Source organism: Haloferax sp. DFSO60, assembly GCF_046557615.1.
In the GTDB taxonomy this organism is placed as follows: domain Archaea; phylum Halobacteriota; class Halobacteria; order Halobacteriales; family Haloferacaceae; genus Haloferax.
Genome location: NZ_JBKIII010000001.1, coordinates 498,244 through 513,112, shown reverse-complemented (window position 1 = coordinate 513,112; position 14,869 = coordinate 498,244). Strand labels below are relative to the sequence as shown.

Annotated in this window: 14 protein-coding genes; 6 read left to right on the top strand and 8 right to left on the bottom strand. The window is 61.1% G+C overall.

Going from position 1 to position 14,869, the window contains the following annotated elements:
• Positions 1-14: 14 nt before the first annotated feature.
• From ACK509_RS02650 to ACK509_RS02620, 7 genes are read right to left on the bottom strand one after another with little or no spacing between them, the layout of a single operon-like run.
• Positions 15-1,265: an MFS transporter gene (locus ACK509_RS02650; protein ID WP_410764950.1), complete on the bottom strand. Its 1,251-nt coding sequence runs from the start codon at positions 1,263-1,265 to the stop codon at positions 15-17.
• A 50-nt stretch (positions 1,266-1,315) separates the two neighbouring features.
• Entirely contained in the window at positions 1,316-2,203 is an 888-nt protein-coding gene (locus ACK509_RS02645) for a DUF58 domain-containing protein (RefSeq protein ID WP_410764949.1), read from the bottom strand.
• Positions 2,196-3,146, bottom strand: a complete 951-nt coding sequence (locus ACK509_RS02640; protein ID WP_410766237.1) for an AAA family ATPase — start codon at positions 3,144-3,146, stop codon at positions 2,196-2,198. Before ACK509_RS02640 ends, ACK509_RS02645 begins: the two co-directional genes overlap by 8 nt.
• A gap of 58 nt (positions 3,147-3,204) precedes the next feature.
• Positions 3,205-4,062 (bottom strand): hypothetical protein, encoded by an 858-nt coding sequence (locus ACK509_RS02635; RefSeq protein ID WP_410764948.1) that lies wholly within the window; start codon positions 4,060-4,062, stop codon positions 3,205-3,207.
• A gap of 1 nt (position 4,063) precedes the next feature.
• Complete coding sequence (locus tag ACK509_RS02630) at positions 4,064-4,687, bottom strand: chromosome partitioning protein (RefSeq protein WP_410764947.1); 624 nt, start codon at positions 4,685-4,687, stop codon at positions 4,064-4,066.
• The gene (locus ACK509_RS02625) at positions 4,684-7,077 is read right to left on the bottom strand and encodes a VWA domain-containing protein (RefSeq protein WP_410764946.1); all 2,394 of its coding nucleotides are present in this window, start codon (positions 7,075-7,077) and stop codon (positions 4,684-4,686) included. The genes ACK509_RS02630 and ACK509_RS02625 overlap by 4 nt, the downstream gene beginning before the upstream one ends.
• Positions 7,077-8,873, bottom strand: a complete 1,797-nt coding sequence (locus tag ACK509_RS02620) for a BatA domain-containing protein (RefSeq protein ID WP_410764945.1) — start codon at positions 8,871-8,873, stop codon at positions 7,077-7,079. Before ACK509_RS02620 ends, ACK509_RS02625 begins: the two co-directional genes overlap by 1 nt.
• A gap of 200 nt (positions 8,874-9,073) precedes the next feature.
• Here ACK509_RS02620 and nhaC point away from each other — a divergent pair, with 200 nt between their 5' ends.
• On the top strand, positions 9,074-10,531 hold the full coding sequence (gene nhaC, locus ACK509_RS02615; RefSeq protein WP_410764944.1) for a Na+/H+ antiporter NhaC: 1,458 nt from the start codon (positions 9,074-9,076) through the stop codon (positions 10,529-10,531).
• Positions 10,532-10,567: 36 nt separating this feature from the next.
• On the opposite strand, the gene ACK509_RS02610 is transcribed toward nhaC, so the two are convergent.
• Positions 10,568-10,978: a hypothetical protein gene (locus tag ACK509_RS02610; protein ID WP_410764943.1), complete on the bottom strand. Its 411-nt coding sequence runs from the start codon at positions 10,976-10,978 to the stop codon at positions 10,568-10,570.
• Between the two features lie 113 nt (positions 10,979-11,091).
• On the opposite strand from ACK509_RS02610, the gene ACK509_RS02605 reads away from it, so the two are divergent.
• The 5 genes from ACK509_RS02605 to ACK509_RS02585 all read left to right on the top strand — a co-directional run bounded on the left by ACK509_RS02605 (position 11,092) and on the right by ACK509_RS02585 (position 14,818).
• Entirely contained in the window at positions 11,092-11,724 is a 633-nt protein-coding gene (locus ACK509_RS02605; RefSeq protein ID WP_410764942.1) for a VOC family protein, read from the top strand.
• A 71-nt stretch (positions 11,725-11,795) separates the two neighbouring features.
• Positions 11,796-12,281 carry an Lrp/AsnC family transcriptional regulator gene (locus tag ACK509_RS02600; RefSeq protein WP_410764941.1) on the top strand — a complete coding sequence of 162 codons (486 nt, stop codon included), beginning with the start codon at positions 11,796-11,798 and terminating at the stop codon, positions 12,279-12,281.
• Positions 12,278-13,426, top strand: coding sequence for a pyridoxal phosphate-dependent aminotransferase (locus tag ACK509_RS02595; RefSeq protein ID WP_410764940.1), 1,149 nt, complete (start codon positions 12,278-12,280; stop codon positions 13,424-13,426). The genes ACK509_RS02600 and ACK509_RS02595 overlap by 4 nt, the downstream gene beginning before the upstream one ends.
• Before the next feature lie 69 nt (positions 13,427-13,495).
• On the top strand, positions 13,496-13,921 hold the full coding sequence (locus ACK509_RS02590; protein ID WP_410764939.1) for a universal stress protein: 426 nt from the start codon (positions 13,496-13,498) through the stop codon (positions 13,919-13,921).
• A 189-nt stretch (positions 13,922-14,110) separates the two neighbouring features.
• A complete protein-coding gene (locus ACK509_RS02585; RefSeq protein ID WP_410764938.1) occupies positions 14,111-14,818 on the top strand; it encodes a hypothetical protein in 708 nt (235 codons plus the stop codon).
• Positions 14,819-14,869: the final 51 nt, after the last annotated feature.

The following is a 14,869-nucleotide window of genomic DNA, read 5'->3' as shown; positions in this document are numbered from 1 at the left end:
AACGGTTCGTTCGTTCAGTCCCCGCTCGCGGGCGTTGGACTCCGTGCCGACCCATCGACGTGATTGAGCAACCACGTCGTCAACCCGAACGACAGTACGCCAAGCACCGAGACGACGCCGAAGGCGACGCCGACGCCCGAGAGGTCAATGAGTACCCCGAAGACGGGCGGTGCAATGGCGCTCCCGAGCGAGATGCCGATGGTAACGACGGCGAAACTCTTGCCCAATTCGTCGCGGGCGGAGATTCGGTCGGCGAGCGTCGAGCGTGCAGGCCGCGAGATGCTAATCGTCCCGCTGAAGGGCAAGACGAGTACCAGCAACAGGAGGGGTGCCCACGTCCCGGCGAGCAGTGCGGCGATGAGCGCAAGCCCTGCGTACCCGACGAGTGCGACGGTTCCGGGGCCGACACGGTCCGTCAGCGACCCGCCGAGGAGAATCAACCCCGCCTCCGTGACGAGCATCGCTGAGACGAGTAAGTTCGCCGTCTCGGGCGTGAGGCTGTAGCCACCAGTGAGTAACTGTGGTGAGTAGGTTCGAATACACCACGCCGCCGCCGAGGTGAGAAACGACAAGAGTGCGAGTCCCATCAGTCCGGTCGAACTTACTAAGTTTCGCAGACTCTGGCGCACGCTCGACAACGATGGTCGCTCAGTCAGCGTCGATTCTGGGGCCGCGCGTGCAACCGAGGCCGGAAGTCGCTGTGCGAGTGGAAGTGCGACGAGTGTGTAGGCCGCGCCCGCGACAGCGACGAATCCAATCGTCCAACGCCACCCAAACCCGAGCATCGTCGCTCCGGAGGCGACCGCGTACGGAACTGCGAAGCCGAGCGACCCGCCGAGTGCGTGGAGTGAGTAGGCGCGCCCGCGATTCGACTCAGACGTTGCCGCCGCGAGAAGCGGGTAGTGCGCCGGGTGGTGGCCAGCGATACCAATTCCGAGGAGTGCCTGTGAGGCGAGCAACCAGTAGTACGATGGGGCGAACGCCGTCGTGGTGATACCGGCGGTTGCGAGGACGAGCGAGAGAGCGAGAACAGTGGTCCGACTCCGTGTATCGGAGAGGTAGCCAAAGGGGAGTTGGAAGAGCGTTATTAGCGCACCTTGCACGCCGATTGCGAGCCCGACCGCCGCGATACTCACGTCGAACTCGGTGGCAATCGCGCCGAGGACAGGCGCGAGTGCGACGATGTAGGCGTGGTGGACCACGTGCGACCCCGAGACGAGACCGATAACTCGGGTACTCAGCGTGCCCAGATTCGATTCGCTCACGCGAGTCCGTTGTCCTCAGGGAGGAAAAGCCCGTTGTCCTCGGCGAGAACTCAGTGCCACCCGCGACGCTGGCCGAGACGCGCCCCCAGCCAGAGCGTCGAAAACGAGTCGAAGAAGTCCACATCCGTCCGTATCAGGTCGGGGGCGATGCCGAGTGCGCGGCACCGGTCTTCGATTGCATGCAGGTGGTCGTGCAGTCGCTTGTCGTACATTCGCGCTGCGGCCCCGCCGAAGTACGTCTGTATCGTGTTATCTGACTCCGGGTCTTCGAAGATTGCCTCACCACTTGCTTCGGGTTCTAACTCGTCTGGTGAGAGTACCTGCGCGACGAGTACGTCGTTCCCCGCCAACGCAGCCAACCCGGATGCGATTTCGTCGGGGTCGAACAGCAAGTCGCTGATGACGACGACGAGCGATTTCGAGTGAATCGTGTCTGCGTAGGTTTCGAGCGACGATTGGATATCTCCGTCTCCGCCCGGGGTGAGTTCGTTGAGCTGTTCGACGAGTCGAAGGACACCTCCGCGACTGGACTCGCCAGTATCGATGCGGTCGGCAGTGTCACCGATGAGCGAGAAGCGATACTCGTTGTTCTCGTCTGCCGTGAGGTGGCAAAATCCAAGGCCAAGTTTCGCACCGTACTCGAACTTGTGGTGTTCGCCCTCGCCGAAGTCCATCGACGCGGTGGTGTCGAGCAAGACGTGAACCGTGAGATTTCGCTCTTCTTCGAAGCGTTTGATGAACAGTTCTTCCGTGCGGGCGTAGGCTTTCCAGTCGATTCGTCGCGGGTCGTCGCCGTGGGTGTAGCGCCGATGGTCGCTGAAGGTCAATCCGCCGCCGACCTGTCGCGAGCGTTGGTCCCCCTGAAGCGGCGCGGTCGATTCGCGCTTCAACGACGTATCGAAGCGGTCGAGTTCGTCGAGGAAACTGGGGTCAATCATCGAGCAAGCGGGCGATAACGTCGTCCGGCGTCTGGCCTTCGCGCTCGGTGCGGAAATCGAGGATGATACGGTGACGAAGCACCGGCGGCGCCATCATCATCACGTCGTCCCACGAGACGTGCGAGCGACCGTGGATGAAGGCTCTCGCTTTCGCCGCGCGGACGAGCGCCATGCTCGCACGCGGACTCGCGCCGAACTCGATGGCATCGTCGTCGCGTGTTCGTCGAACCACGTCGATAGCGCGGTCGCGAATGTCGTCTGCAATCGGCACCTGTTTGACGAGGTTCTGTGCCGCGAGGAGGTGTTTGCGCGGGAGGACGCGGTCCAAGTCGGGAAGGCCCGCTCCTTCGGCGTACTGCTTGACGATGGTTCGCTCTTCCTCGAAGCCCGGATACTGGACGAGAATCTTCATCAGGAAGCGGTCGGTCTGCGCTTCGGGGAGCGGGTACGTGCCGCCTTGGTCGATAGGGTTCTGCGTCGCAAGGACGAAGAACGGTTGCGGAAGGTCGTAGGTGTGGCCCGCCGCAGTCACCTGTTTCTCCTGCATCGCTTCGAGGAGTGCGGCCTGCGTCTTTGGCGTCGCTCGGTTGATTTCGTCGGCGAGGACGACGTTAGCGAAGACCGGCCCGCGTTCGAAGACGAACTCCCGCCCGTTGGCGGATTCGCGGATGATTTCGGTTCCCGTGATGTCGGTCGGCATCAGGTCGGGTGTGTTCTGAATGCGCGAAAATTCGAGGTCTGTCGCCTCGGCGAGTGCCCGAACGAGCGTCGTCTTCCCGAGACCGGGATTCGATTCGAGGAGGGCGTTGCCGTCACAGAGGATGCAGACGAGCAGTCGCTCGATGACGTCTTCGTGGCCGATGATTCGCTTGCCGATTTCGTCGATGACATCTGCGACACTCGATTGGAGGTCGTCGATGCGGAGTTCGGTCTGGTCGCTCATCGGGTTCGATGGGGTGTTCTCAGTACGGCTCTCTGATTGCGGGTTTCGGGTCGGGTCGTTACTCATCGTCTTCTTCCTGGTCGCGGATTTTCAGGGTGTAATCTCGAATCAATTCGGCTTCGTCTAACGTATCTTCGGAGAGGTATCCCGCACGCTGGCTATTGACAGCCCGGTCGCCGGTGAATCCAGTCGAGTCGTAGGCCTCTGCTTGCGAGTTCGGGGTGTCTTCACCGCTGGTCGTCCCCGAGAGAGTCGCGTTTACTTCGTTGGTGCCCGCAGAGACGTCTTCAGGGTCACCGAGAATTGCGCTCCCGTTTTGCAGGTCGGCATCGCGGTCGGCATCGCGGTCACCGGTCACAGTGGCAGAGGGTTGGCCGAGTCCACCGAGGTCAAGGTCCACGATAGCGACCTGAATGCTCGCAATCGAGAGGATGAGGACGGCCAGCACCGAGAACACGACTCGCCGGGTCGGAAGCAGTTCGACCGACGAGGCCGACTGCAACTTCGTAAGCACGTCTTCGTAGAGTCTGCGTGCCATCGGCGAGGGGTCGTCGCCATCGTCCAACGTGTCCCGAGCGGTTCGCAGTGCCTCGGCAACGTCGGGGTTCACCCCCTCGAACTGCTCGATTGGGGTCGTTCGCATGCGGAGACGATACTCGACGGCAGCGACGACCACTCCGGCGAGCAGTGCAATCGGCATGGCGGTGTGAATCGCGGCGGATTCGACCCCGGGCAGGAACGCGAGGGAGATATCTTTGTTTCCCTGTGGGAATCCAGTGACTCGAAGGAGGACGTTCACGAAGAGCGCGACGAGCGCGCCGTCGGCCACACTGGGCACGACCGCCGCTTTCCGCACCTCGTGGTGTACCTCGCGGACGGCGGCGGCCATCTGGGATGAGAGGTCTTCGGTTACCATGTTAGACACCGTTACATGCGGCAGGTTCGTCGGCCTCCGAAATCTCGGCACAGGCCGATTGGAGGTCGTCCTCCAAGTTGTCCCGCTCTATTCGGAGTTGACGGAGTTCTTCTTCCAGTTCATCGTTCTGTTGGATGAGGACGTCTCGCTCAGATTCGAGGTTGGAGACACGGTTCACCAAGTTCCGCCGCTCGCGCTCCAACTGCTCGACGTCGTTCTCTAACCGGGCGACTTCAGCCTCCGAGGTTTGGAGTCGGTCTCGGGCTTGTTGGAGGGCCTCTTCGCGCTGTTCGAGTGTCGAGCGCGTGTTTTCGAGTTGCTGTCGCGTCTCTTGGAGTTGGGCTTCAGTCTCTTCGAGGCTGGTGGACACTTGTGAGACGTCGCCGCGGGTCTGCTGGAGACTATTGTTGAGCGCCGTCAACTCTGCTTGAACCGCAGATAGGTCTTCTCTCGTCTCCGAGAGCGTCTCTTCGAGTTCCGAATTTCGCTCGCGCAACTGCTCGTTCTGCTGGTCGAGCGAATCGACGGAATACTGATAATACATGGTTGCCCCGACTGTCCCCATCGCCAACAAGAGTACGAGGGCGACGAGACCAGTGTGGAGCGACCGACCGAGGAAGCTCATATCAGACCACCTTCACTTCTGGTTCTACCCCGATACACTTGAAGCCGCCGGGCAAGCACCTCGCTGAGGTAGACGAGGAACGCAACGAGGGCAAACACCCACGCCCACTCGTCGCGGACGGGTTGGACACCAGCGGCTTGGTCGCGTGCGTCCTGGGCGATTTGGGGAGCGTCGTTGACCGAATACATCTGTCCGCCGGTGGACCGAACGGCCGAGACGAGTCGTTCAGACCGACCGAATCCGCCGTACTCGACGGGGTAGTTGACGCCGAACGACTCGTTGAGTACCGTCGCATAGCCCTGTTCTGTCGGCGTCACCGTCGCCTCGTACGTGTCGGGTCCGACCGACGAGAAGGTGAGCCCCTGCACGTCGGTTGGGCGTTCATTCCCGCGATAGACGACGGTCACGGGGTCGCCGACGCGAGTGTCTTGGAGGTCGATGACTCCTGTCGCCTCTCGCTCGGGGTCGCCGATGACGTAGTTCGTCGCTTTGGTCAGAAGCAGCGAGTCGGGGTCACTGAGCAGGCCGTCGAGCGAGCCATCGCCGCCGAACGACGTCACCGTCACGACTCGTCCGAGTCCGTAGCGCCACGACGCCACTGCGGGCGTCCCGTCTTCGGACGCGACGAGGAAGTTCGCACCTTGCCGTATCGACACGTCGTTGACCTCGCCCGGGTTGGCCGTGAGTTCGACGCCCGAAGTAACGAAGTCGTTCTGGTCGACGATGGTGAGGCCTTCGCCCGCGTAGCGCCTGTTCGCCCCGCCGAAGAGGATACGCAGACGAGAGGTCTCGTCGGCGCGCAAGTAGCTACCGCCGGAAGCGCGGGCAATCGTTCGAAGGTTTCGCTCGTTTGGATTCTCGCCCGTTCCGATGGCGATGACACGAACGTCGTTGCGGCCGAGTTCTTGGGAGGCCGCGGCGGCATCTTCGAATCGGTCGTGGCCGTCACTGATGAGAATCACCGTTCCGCGTCTGCCGTCGAGTTGTTGGGCGGCCCCGCGAAGCCCGATAGCGATATCGGTCGCCCCGCCGGGTTGCAGTCGTCTGATGAGGTCTTCCATGCGCCCCCGATTCGTTTCGAGCGGGCGGAGCGGCGACACCTCGTAGGCTTGGTAGTTGAACCCGATGATGCCGACGCGGTTGTCGTCGCCGAGTTGGTCGAGTGCGTCGAGGGCGACCGACTTCTGGACAGTCATTCCTTCTTCTGCACTCCCCGACACGTCGATAGCGAAGACGAGATTCGTACTCTGTCCCGCGCCTTCGCCCGTCGTCACGGGGAGCGTCGAAGCGATTCGAGAGCCGTTGTAGTCGCCGTTTTCGAACGAGTTGCGGCCACCGACGACCATCAGACCGCCGCCGTCGATGACGAAGCGTTGGAGTGAATCGACGTTACCAACCTCGTCTGCGGGGACGTCCTGCAAGACGACGGCGTAGTACTCCGAGAGGTTTGTGGGGACTTCGGATGCAGTCTCGACCTCGTAGAGGTCCGAGAGGTAGTCCTCGAATGGGTAGCCACCGCGTGAGACGTACAGAATCTTCGGCGGATCCACCACGCGGACGGTCTTGTAGAACACGTCGTTCGATTGGAATCGGTCGTCGCTCTCGATTCGAGCGGTAAGCTCGTGGGTTCCGTTCGTTTCGAACGTCTGCGAGAAGGCGACCGAACCGGGGACGCGTACCGTCTCACGCTGGACCTCTTCGCCATCGACTTCGATGACGAGTTCGGCCGATTCGTTCTCGCCGGGCGAGACACCCTGAACCTGCGCGAGGAACGCGTTTTCGACACCGACACTGGTCTTGGCTGGACCGTTGAGCGTGACGTACTCTTCGCGCTGTGAAACGTCCGGCGAGACGGCACTCACAGTTGCGTTGAGACTTCGTGCCAACTCCGCGGTCGATTGGAGGTCGCGACCTCTCGTCACGTGGCCGTCGGAGACGAGTACGACAGTCCCACCCGGTCTGATGTTCGCGGCGAGGGCGTCACCGAGCGGTGATTCGTCGCCCCGAGCGATTGTCGAAACGGTCACCGGAATCCCTTCGTCTTCGATTCGCGTGGCGAGCGCGTCCGCCTGATTCTCGGTGACGGTTGTACTGTCGGATTCGTCCACGAGGAGCGTCACGCGCGGGTCGCCCTCCGATTGCCGAGTCGTTATGGTGTACGGCCCTGCCGCGGCGACGACTAAGAGGAAGGCCACGAACAAGCGCGAGGCGAACAGGAGTCGTCGCGAGCGTCTCCCGGCGGTTCCCTCGCCACGGAAGATGAGATACCACGCGACGATGAGCGCGACTGGGAGCGCGACGAGGAACAGCGGACGCTCGAGGCCGAGCGTCCAGTCACCGAACTGCGTCGTCCACGCGAGCGGAAGCGAGAGCGACACAACGTCGAACATCAGAGGTCACCTCTCCGGCGCAGATAGCCGAGTTCGACGATGACGAGTCCGAGTGCGCCGAGTGCGGCCCATTCGGTGAGCGGGTCGGGGACGAGACGCTCTTCGACGGTCACGGGTGCCGAGTCGGATGCTTCCTGCTGTTCGATTGGTTCAGCGACGATGTCTGACTCGGGTTCGCTGAGGAGCGATGCCGCGAATCGTTCGTCACCGACTTGGTAGAACCCCGCGGCATCGAGTCTCACTTCCGGACCGGTCGCCGTCCCACGCGGCGTCTCGATGGTCTGGTTCTCGTTGATGCGGAGTGTCTCACCGGTCGCCTGATTCAGGTCTGTCAGTGTCGAGCGCCCGGCGAGGTAGAACACCGTTCGCTTCCAGAAGACTGGGTACTGGTAGTTGTACTTGAACGCAGACCCGTCTTCGAGGAATCCATAGTAGACGAGACGGCCCGCATCGCGTTCGGCGATAGCGAGGAGTGGCGAACCATCGGTGGCCGTGACGAGCGCACGTCCGTCAGTGAGGTTCGAGACGACGTACTCGTTCGGCGGTGGGAACGTGATCTCCCGAGTCAGTTCGTGGCCCGTAACGCTCCCGAGCGACGGGTTCGACCCCATCTCCTGTGGGGAGACGAGTAGGAGGTTGTCGTAGTTGGGCATCTCCTCTTGAGCTTGAATTGCGACGCCGCCGCCGTCTGCAAGAAGGTCTTGTCCGGCCTCACGGTTTCCACGGAGGAATCGCTCGTCGTCGATGTTGCTGTAGATAATCACGTCGTAGGTTCCGGAGACAGTCGTCGGTGGGTTATCGACCGTGAGCGTCACTTGGGGAATGACCGAGAGCGCCGCGGTCAAGTACTCGTTTTCGTCGTTCGTGAGGACGAGTACGTCCACGGACGCGTCTTCTGGGGCCGCGACGTACAGTCGGTCGTCGAGGGCGAAGCTATCGCCCGGTGAGAGCGTGAGTTCGCCACCACCAGCGGGGACAGGGAGCGTTGCAGTCGTCACGTCGCCCGCACCGAGTTCGACCTCTTGGGTCGTTCCTCCGAGAGAGACGGTTCGGGTAGTTGCAGAGGTACCGTAGTTCTTGATGGAGACGGTCACGTTCGTCCCCGAAAAGCGGCGGTCGATGATGCCGACGTTTCCGCTTCCACCACCAGCGAACTGGCGGAGTTCGACGACGAGCCCGCGTGCGCGCGCTTCACGAACTGCATCTTGCCACGGAGAATCGTCGGCGAAGTCGCTCAAGACGACGATTCGCGCGTCTTCACCCGCGACAGCCATCGCCGTCGAAATTGCTGTGCGTAAGTCACCGGGGGCGGCCGTCGGCGACAACTCGTCGAGCGTGTTTCTCGCGTCCGCGGGCGTTCCGCGGCGGAGTAGCACGTCATCAGTTCCACCTGCGGCGACGATGGTGGTCGTTCCTGAAATCTCGTTTCGGGCGGCGCTTCGTGCGCGTTCGAACCTCGTCGCTCCACCGTCGGAGACCGACATGCTCGCACTGGAATCGACGACGAGGACCGTCTCGGAGACGGTCTCTGACTCGGGGACGAGGACGTACGGTGTCGCGAGCGTTCCGGCGAGCGCGACGATAGCGAGCAGTTGGAGGACTAACAGCAGACTTCGGACGAGCCGCTCGAATTTGGGATTCGAGACGTTTTGCTCTCGTGCGGTCGCCAGAAATTGGAAGGTCGGGAGCGTCCGCCGAATCGGGTCTGGTCGAAGGAGATAGAGCAGGACCAATGGCACGATTCCGAGGAGCGCCAACAGTCCGAGAGGGGAGAGGACATACTCATCGAGGACCATGCACACAGTCTCGTGGTCATGTGGCAAGGGTGTTTCCCTATCATTGACAGGTTGAGCAAGAAAGTCTGATTTTCCTGATTTTCTGCCATCTATTCGTGCCACGCATATTTGTGTCAACTACAACTACGTCATTGCATAACAATGCCCTTGATTCATAATACGACAATATTTTATGTCCCAAAGTAATTCCCCGAAGTACAATGGGAACTGAACGGTACACACCACGGTCGTTCGAGGAACTCGACCCCGAGAAGCGTCCTAGCTTTGGTGGAGCGCTCATCCCCGTTCTGGGGCTTATCGCGTTCCTCGGCATCGGGTCGGCACTCCTGAAACTCGACCCGCACATCCCGCTCGTGTGGAGCATCGCACTCGTCGGACTACTCGGACGCTACGTGTGGGGTTACACGTGGCAAGACCTCTACGACGGTATCGAACGTAGTCTCTCGATGGGCCTCCAGGCAGTCCTCATCCTGTTTACCATCTACGGAGTCGTCTCCACGTGGGTTTCGGCCGGAACGATTCCGACGCTGATGTACTACGGACTCGACCTGCTCTCGCCGCAGATTTTCCTCCCTATCACGGCGATTCTCGTCGGTATCACCACGTTCGCCATCGGTTCGTCGTGGACCGCAGTCGGCACGCTCGGCGTCGCTTTCATCGGCATTGGCTCCGGTCTCGGCGTCCCCGCACCGATGACCGCCGGTGCGATTCTCACCGGTGCCTACGCGGGTGACAAGCAGTCGCCGCTCTCTGATACGACCAACCTCGCCGCCGCAGTCACCAACACCGACCTCTACGACCACATCCGTGCGATGCGCGACGGAACGCTCATCGCCTTCGGTCTCTCGGTCGTTGGCTTTGCCATCCTCGGTCTCGGCTTCTCCGGTGCGATTCCTGCGGGACAAATCACCGAAATTCAGACCGCGCTCACCGGTTCTTACAACATCACATTCCTCGCATTCCTCCCGCTCGCAGTCACCTTCGGTCTCGCGGCCGCAGGCTACCCGGCACTCACCGTTCTCCTCGCCGGTGCCTTCGCAGGCGCGTTCACGAGCATGCTCGTTCAGGGCACTTCCTTCGTGACCTCGTGGCAGGTGTTCATGAGCGGAACCGCACCTGAAACCGGCTCTCAGCTCGTCAACAGCCTCCTCGCTTCCGGTGGCGTCTCTGGGTCTGCGTGGACCATCGCCATCGTCATCGCCGCACTCACGCTCGGCGGTCTGCTCGAACAGACCGGCGTGCTGGCCGTCCTCGCAAACCGTCTCGAACGTGGCGTCAAGAGCAGTGGATCGCTCGTCGCCGCCACCGGCGCATCCGCGATTCTGACGAACATGCTCACCGCCCAGCAGTACATGAGCATCGTCGTCCCCGGCATGACCCTGCGCAACACCTACGACGAGTTCGGTCTCGACAGCTCCGACCTCTCGCAGGCTATCGAGTCCGCCGGGACGCCGACGGGCGCACTCTTCCCGTGGCACGCTGGCGGAGCGTACATGGCTGGCGTCCTCGGGGTTTCGACGCTCTCGTACGCCCCGTACTACTTCTTCGGCTACCTCTCGCCGCTCGTCCTCTTCACGTTCGTCCTCGCCGGAATCGGCTTCTCCGGTAACTCGGCGAGTGCGTCCAACACGTCGGCTGCCAACGTTTCGGACGACTGAAAAAGCAGTTCACCGATTCACACCGGTGTTTTCGACCTAATTCTTCATATCCGCACGAATCGCCGCGAGTACGCCAAGACCGCCGATGATGCCGAGCAGTGCCGACCCGAGCGTCTTCGGGTCGGACCAGTTGAACGTCCGGTAAGACGAAAATAGGTAGTTGTGGCCGTCTTTTTCGATACCCTCCGAAGGGTAGGATTGGTCACTCTCCCTGACGACGCCTTCGCTGAACCACCCCGTCTTGTTGAACGCCGCATCGACGACTTCCTTCTCGTCGGGGCGCAAATCGGCGTAGTTGACCGTGAACGTGTCTCTCGGGAACTCGTCTACCTCCTTGTCGTAGGCGTAGTGGTAGTCGTAATCGACGACGACGATGAACGACAACACGCCAGCGAGGGCGAGCGACCCGCACAGGAAAAATGCGAGAAAGTGTTTTAGCTCCGTCACTTGTGGGCGGTCGATGGGGGAGTACCTAACAGTTTGGGTCCGACGGCGTCGTTGTCACCCGATTACATCGATGTCCGCTGAGAGTTATCCGGGTCGGCGTCTAACCTCGAAGTATGACTGACGACGCTCCGCACGACGTGCCGGTCACCGCAGACCTTCCGGACAGTCCGTTCCACACGACGGGCGTTGACCACATCTCGCTCATCGGGAGCAACATCGAGGACACCATCGAGTTCTACCGCGACATCCTCGGGATGCCGCTCGTCCTCAAGCAACCGAATCTCGACTCGCCGAACATGTCGCACCTGTTCTTCGACACGGGCGATGGTCGGATGCTGACGTTCTTCGTCGAGAACGATGGCCACGAATCGCACCGTGGCCCTCAGCGAAACGGCGTCGGGAGCGTCCACCACCTCGCATTCCGTTTCGAACCAGCGCGTATCGAGGAAATCAAAGAAGCGCTCAACGATGCCGGTCACTTCTTCAACGAGTTCGACCGCGGTATCTTCCACTCGCTGTACACGAAGGACCACAACGGCCTCGTCATCGAACTCGCCACCGACAAGTTCGTCATCCCCGACGACCGGCGCGCCGAAGTCCTCGCAAAGGCCCAAGAGATTCGCGTCGAAGCCGGTGCAGAGTACGCGCGCGAAGAAGACCTCGAAGCGGCGCTCGAAGCACTCGGGATTCCGGTCGAACCAGCGAGTCTTCCCGAAGCGTCGTCGGGGGCGGCAGGGCTCGAATGAGTCGTCTCTGTCAGCCACCGTGACACTGCCGTGAGGGAAACCATTTTACCGTTGCCAGTAACGGGAATCGTATGGACAAGCAGTCACTGCTCGACTTGCTGCGTCACGACGCTCGACAGAGTGTAGACGACATTGCCCGACAGCTGGGCGCAGAGAAAGAGGCAGTGGCAGCAGCAATCGCCGAACTCGAAGCCGACGGCGTCATCCACGGCTATCAGGCCGTCGTCGATTGGCGGCGTGTCGAACCCGAGCGCGTCCGCGCCCAACTCGAAGTCGACGTCGAACTCGACCGCGAGACCGGCTACGAGGAAATCGCTCGCCGAATCGCACGATTTCCCGAAGTCTCGACGCTTCGACTCGTCTCCGGCGACTACGACTTCTTCGTCGAAATCGAGGGCGACTCGATGCACGATATCTCGAACTTCGTTTCCGAGCGCATCGCGCCGCTTCCGGAGGTCACGAAGACGGTCACGCACTTCGTGATGAACTCTTACAAGGAGGAGGGTATCGAGTTCGGCAACGGCGACGAGGATGACCGGCTCTCTGTGTCTCCATGACGCTCGGCGACCACCTCTCCGACCGCGTCCGGGAAGTTCCGCCGTCCGGCATTCGGCGCTTTTTCGAACTTGCCGAGGAGCTAGACGACGTCATCTCGCTCGGTGTCGGAGAACCGGACTTCTCCGCGCCGTGGGCCGCGCGTACTGCTGCCATCGACTCACTCGAACGGGGGAAAACCTCGTACACTTCGAATCGCGGCCTCCGCGAGCTCCGCGAAGCCATCGCCGAGCGCGTCACGCGCTACGGCCAGTCGTACGACCCGGAAGACGAAATCATCGTCACGACTGGCGCGAGCGAGGCTGTCGACCTCGCGTTCCGCGCGTTCGTGGACGAGGGTGACGTGGTTGCGATTCCACAACCGTCGTACATCTCCTATACGCCCGGGGCGATTTTCGCTGGGGGCGAACCGCTACCGGTTCCGACCTACGCGGAAGACGAGTTCAAACTCACTCCCGAGGCACTCGAAGCCGCAGGTGCCGCAGGCGCGGACGTCCTCGTCCTCTGTTATCCCAACAACCCGACGGGTGCGGTGATGACCGACGACGAACTCGCCGAGGTTGCGAGTTTCGTCCGCGACAACGACCTCATCGTCCTCTCGGACGAGATTTACGCGGACCTCCGATACGAGGACGACCACGCCTCGATAGCGACCCACCCAGGTATGCGAGAGCGAACCGTCGTGTTCAACGGCTTCTCGAAAGCCTACGCGATGACGGGTCTGCGTCTCGGCTACGCCATGGGGCCACCAGAGGCCATCGCGGCGATGAACAAAATTCACCAGTACGCGATGCTCTCAGCGCCGACGACTGCACAATATGCCGCGCTCGAAGCCCTCCAGTCGTGTGACGACTCTGTCGAAGAGATGCGACGTGAATACGACCGTCGCCGTCGCTTTGTCCTCTCACGGTTCGAAGAGATGGGTATCGACTGCTTCGAAGCCAAAGGCGCGTTCTACGTCTTCCCGAAAGCCCCCGACGGCGACGACGAAGCCTTCGCAGAGGGCCTCTTGGAAGAACAGAACGTCGCGCTCGTTCCGGGCAGTGTCTTCGGAACTGGCGGCGAAGGCCACCTGCGCGTCTCGTACGCAACGGGGATGAAGGACCTCCGCGAAGCGATGGACCGAATCGAAGCCTACGTCTCGTAACAGACACCGCGACTCGCTTTTTTGGCTCCCTGCGAAGCACTCAGGCCAATCGAGGACGAAGTGACAGTCATGTACAATAACATACTGCTTCCGGCCGATGGGAGTCCAGCCGTCGAAGTGGCGCTTCCGCACGCATTCGGACTCGCCGAGTTGTACGACGCGACGATTCACGTCCTCTTCGTCGCCGATACAGACCGCGACAGTGTGAGCGTCATCGGCGGCGAAGTGTACGATGCACTCGAACAGGAAGGAATCGATGTCGTGGACGAACTCGTCGAACGAATCGAGGCACGAGGACTCGACGGTGTGGGGACTGTAGTCCGAGGGTCGCCCCCGAAAGCGATACTCGGTTATATCGACGAACACGGAATCGACGTGGTCACTATGGCGACCCATGGGAGAGGTGGCGTCGAACGCATCCTCCTCGGAAGTGTCACAGAGCGGGTCGTCAGACGGTCGCCGGTTCCGGTGCTGACAGTTCGAACGGACGAGTGACTTCGTATCTGAGAGACGACACAGATATCGAACGTCACAACCATGTTTCGTGTTACCGATTTTGACCCTGAACGGGCTACGTATTCGCGTGTAATACCACAGATTGCCCACATCTGTGTCAACACTGAACACATTTCGACAGGGTAACACGCAAAGTCTTATTAAATATGATTTCGTGGGTAAGGCTGAATGGCTCCGGGAGGTGAAACAGACGTGTCGGTCTCTGATGGAGCTTCGGACTTCCAAGCGGGGTTGGAAGCTCTCAAGCGCCAAGGGAGTGCGCTTCTCGTCGTTGGCTCTGTCCCGACAGAGATGTATTCTCGCGCGTCTGCACAGATGCTCGGAGCGCCCGAGGAGCCGCGAAGACGGCTTCTCATCGTGAACCAGACGACCTCTATCGACCAGCGGCTCAGTCAACCCATCGAGCGGTCCGCAGAGTGGACCCGAACGATTCGGTATTCGACACACGCCCGCAGTTCCGCAGTAGCCAGTTCGTTCTCGGCACCACTGCCGACCGCATCCGAACGGCACGTCGATGGCGGCCTCGGAAAACTCGGTGCCGAGATATCGGACGACATCCAAGATTTCGCCACATTATCGCAGTCTCTTTCTCCCGCAGAACTCCGCGTTGCTTTCGATTGTCTTCCAGCGCTCGTCTCCGAATACGAACTGAATCAGGTGTTTCGGTTCCTCCACGTCGTGACGAGCCACGTCCGCGCGCACCGTGGTATGATTCACGTTTGGTCGCCCGGTGGCCGGAAAAGCGACATCAACCGGATGCTCGAACCCCTGTTCGACGCAGTCGTCGAACTCAGCGTCGAAGGATCCGAACCACGGCAACGCTGGCATCTCAAGGACGCAGACGCGTCATCTGGCTGGTTTCCCCTGAAACGTTGACAGTCAGGCGACCAATACGCTTTTTATCTCTAATCGTGTCACCTATACACA

Bases quoted from the DNA above. Each gene is read 5' to 3' on its own strand.
- ACK509_RS02645 (WP_410764949.1), bottom strand. From the start codon at position 2,203: ATGATTGACCCCAGTTTCCTCGACGAACTCGACCGCTTCGATACGTCG.
- ACK509_RS02640 (WP_410766237.1), bottom strand. From the start codon at position 3,146: ATGAGCGACCAGACCGAACTCCGCATCGACGACCTCCAATCGAGTGTC.
- ACK509_RS02635 (WP_410764948.1), bottom strand. From the start codon at position 4,062: ATGGTAACCGAAGACCTCTCATCCCAGATGGCCGCCGCCGTCCGCGAG.
- ACK509_RS02630 (WP_410764947.1), bottom strand. From the start codon at position 4,687: ATGAGCTTCCTCGGTCGGTCGCTCCACACTGGTCTCGTCGCCCTCGTA.
- ACK509_RS02625 (WP_410764946.1), bottom strand. From the start codon at position 7,077: ATGTTCGACGTTGTGTCGCTCTCGCTTCCGCTCGCGTGGACGACGCAG.
- ACK509_RS02620 (WP_410764945.1), bottom strand. From the start codon at position 8,873: ATGGTCCTCGATGAGTATGTCCTCTCCCCTCTCGGACTGTTGGCGCTC.
- nhaC (WP_410764944.1), top strand. From the start codon at position 9,074: ATGGGAACTGAACGGTACACACCACGGTCGTTCGAGGAACTCGACCCC.
- ACK509_RS02605 (WP_410764942.1), top strand. From the start codon at position 11,092: ATGACTGACGACGCTCCGCACGACGTGCCGGTCACCGCAGACCTTCCG.
- ACK509_RS02600 (WP_410764941.1), top strand. From the start codon at position 11,796: ATGGACAAGCAGTCACTGCTCGACTTGCTGCGTCACGACGCTCGACAG.
- ACK509_RS02595 (WP_410764940.1), top strand. From the start codon at position 12,278: ATGACGCTCGGCGACCACCTCTCCGACCGCGTCCGGGAAGTTCCGCCG.
- ACK509_RS02590 (WP_410764939.1), top strand. From the start codon at position 13,496: ATGTACAATAACATACTGCTTCCGGCCGATGGGAGTCCAGCCGTCGAA.
- ACK509_RS02585 (WP_410764938.1), top strand. From the start codon at position 14,111: ATGGCTCCGGGAGGTGAAACAGACGTGTCGGTCTCTGATGGAGCTTCG.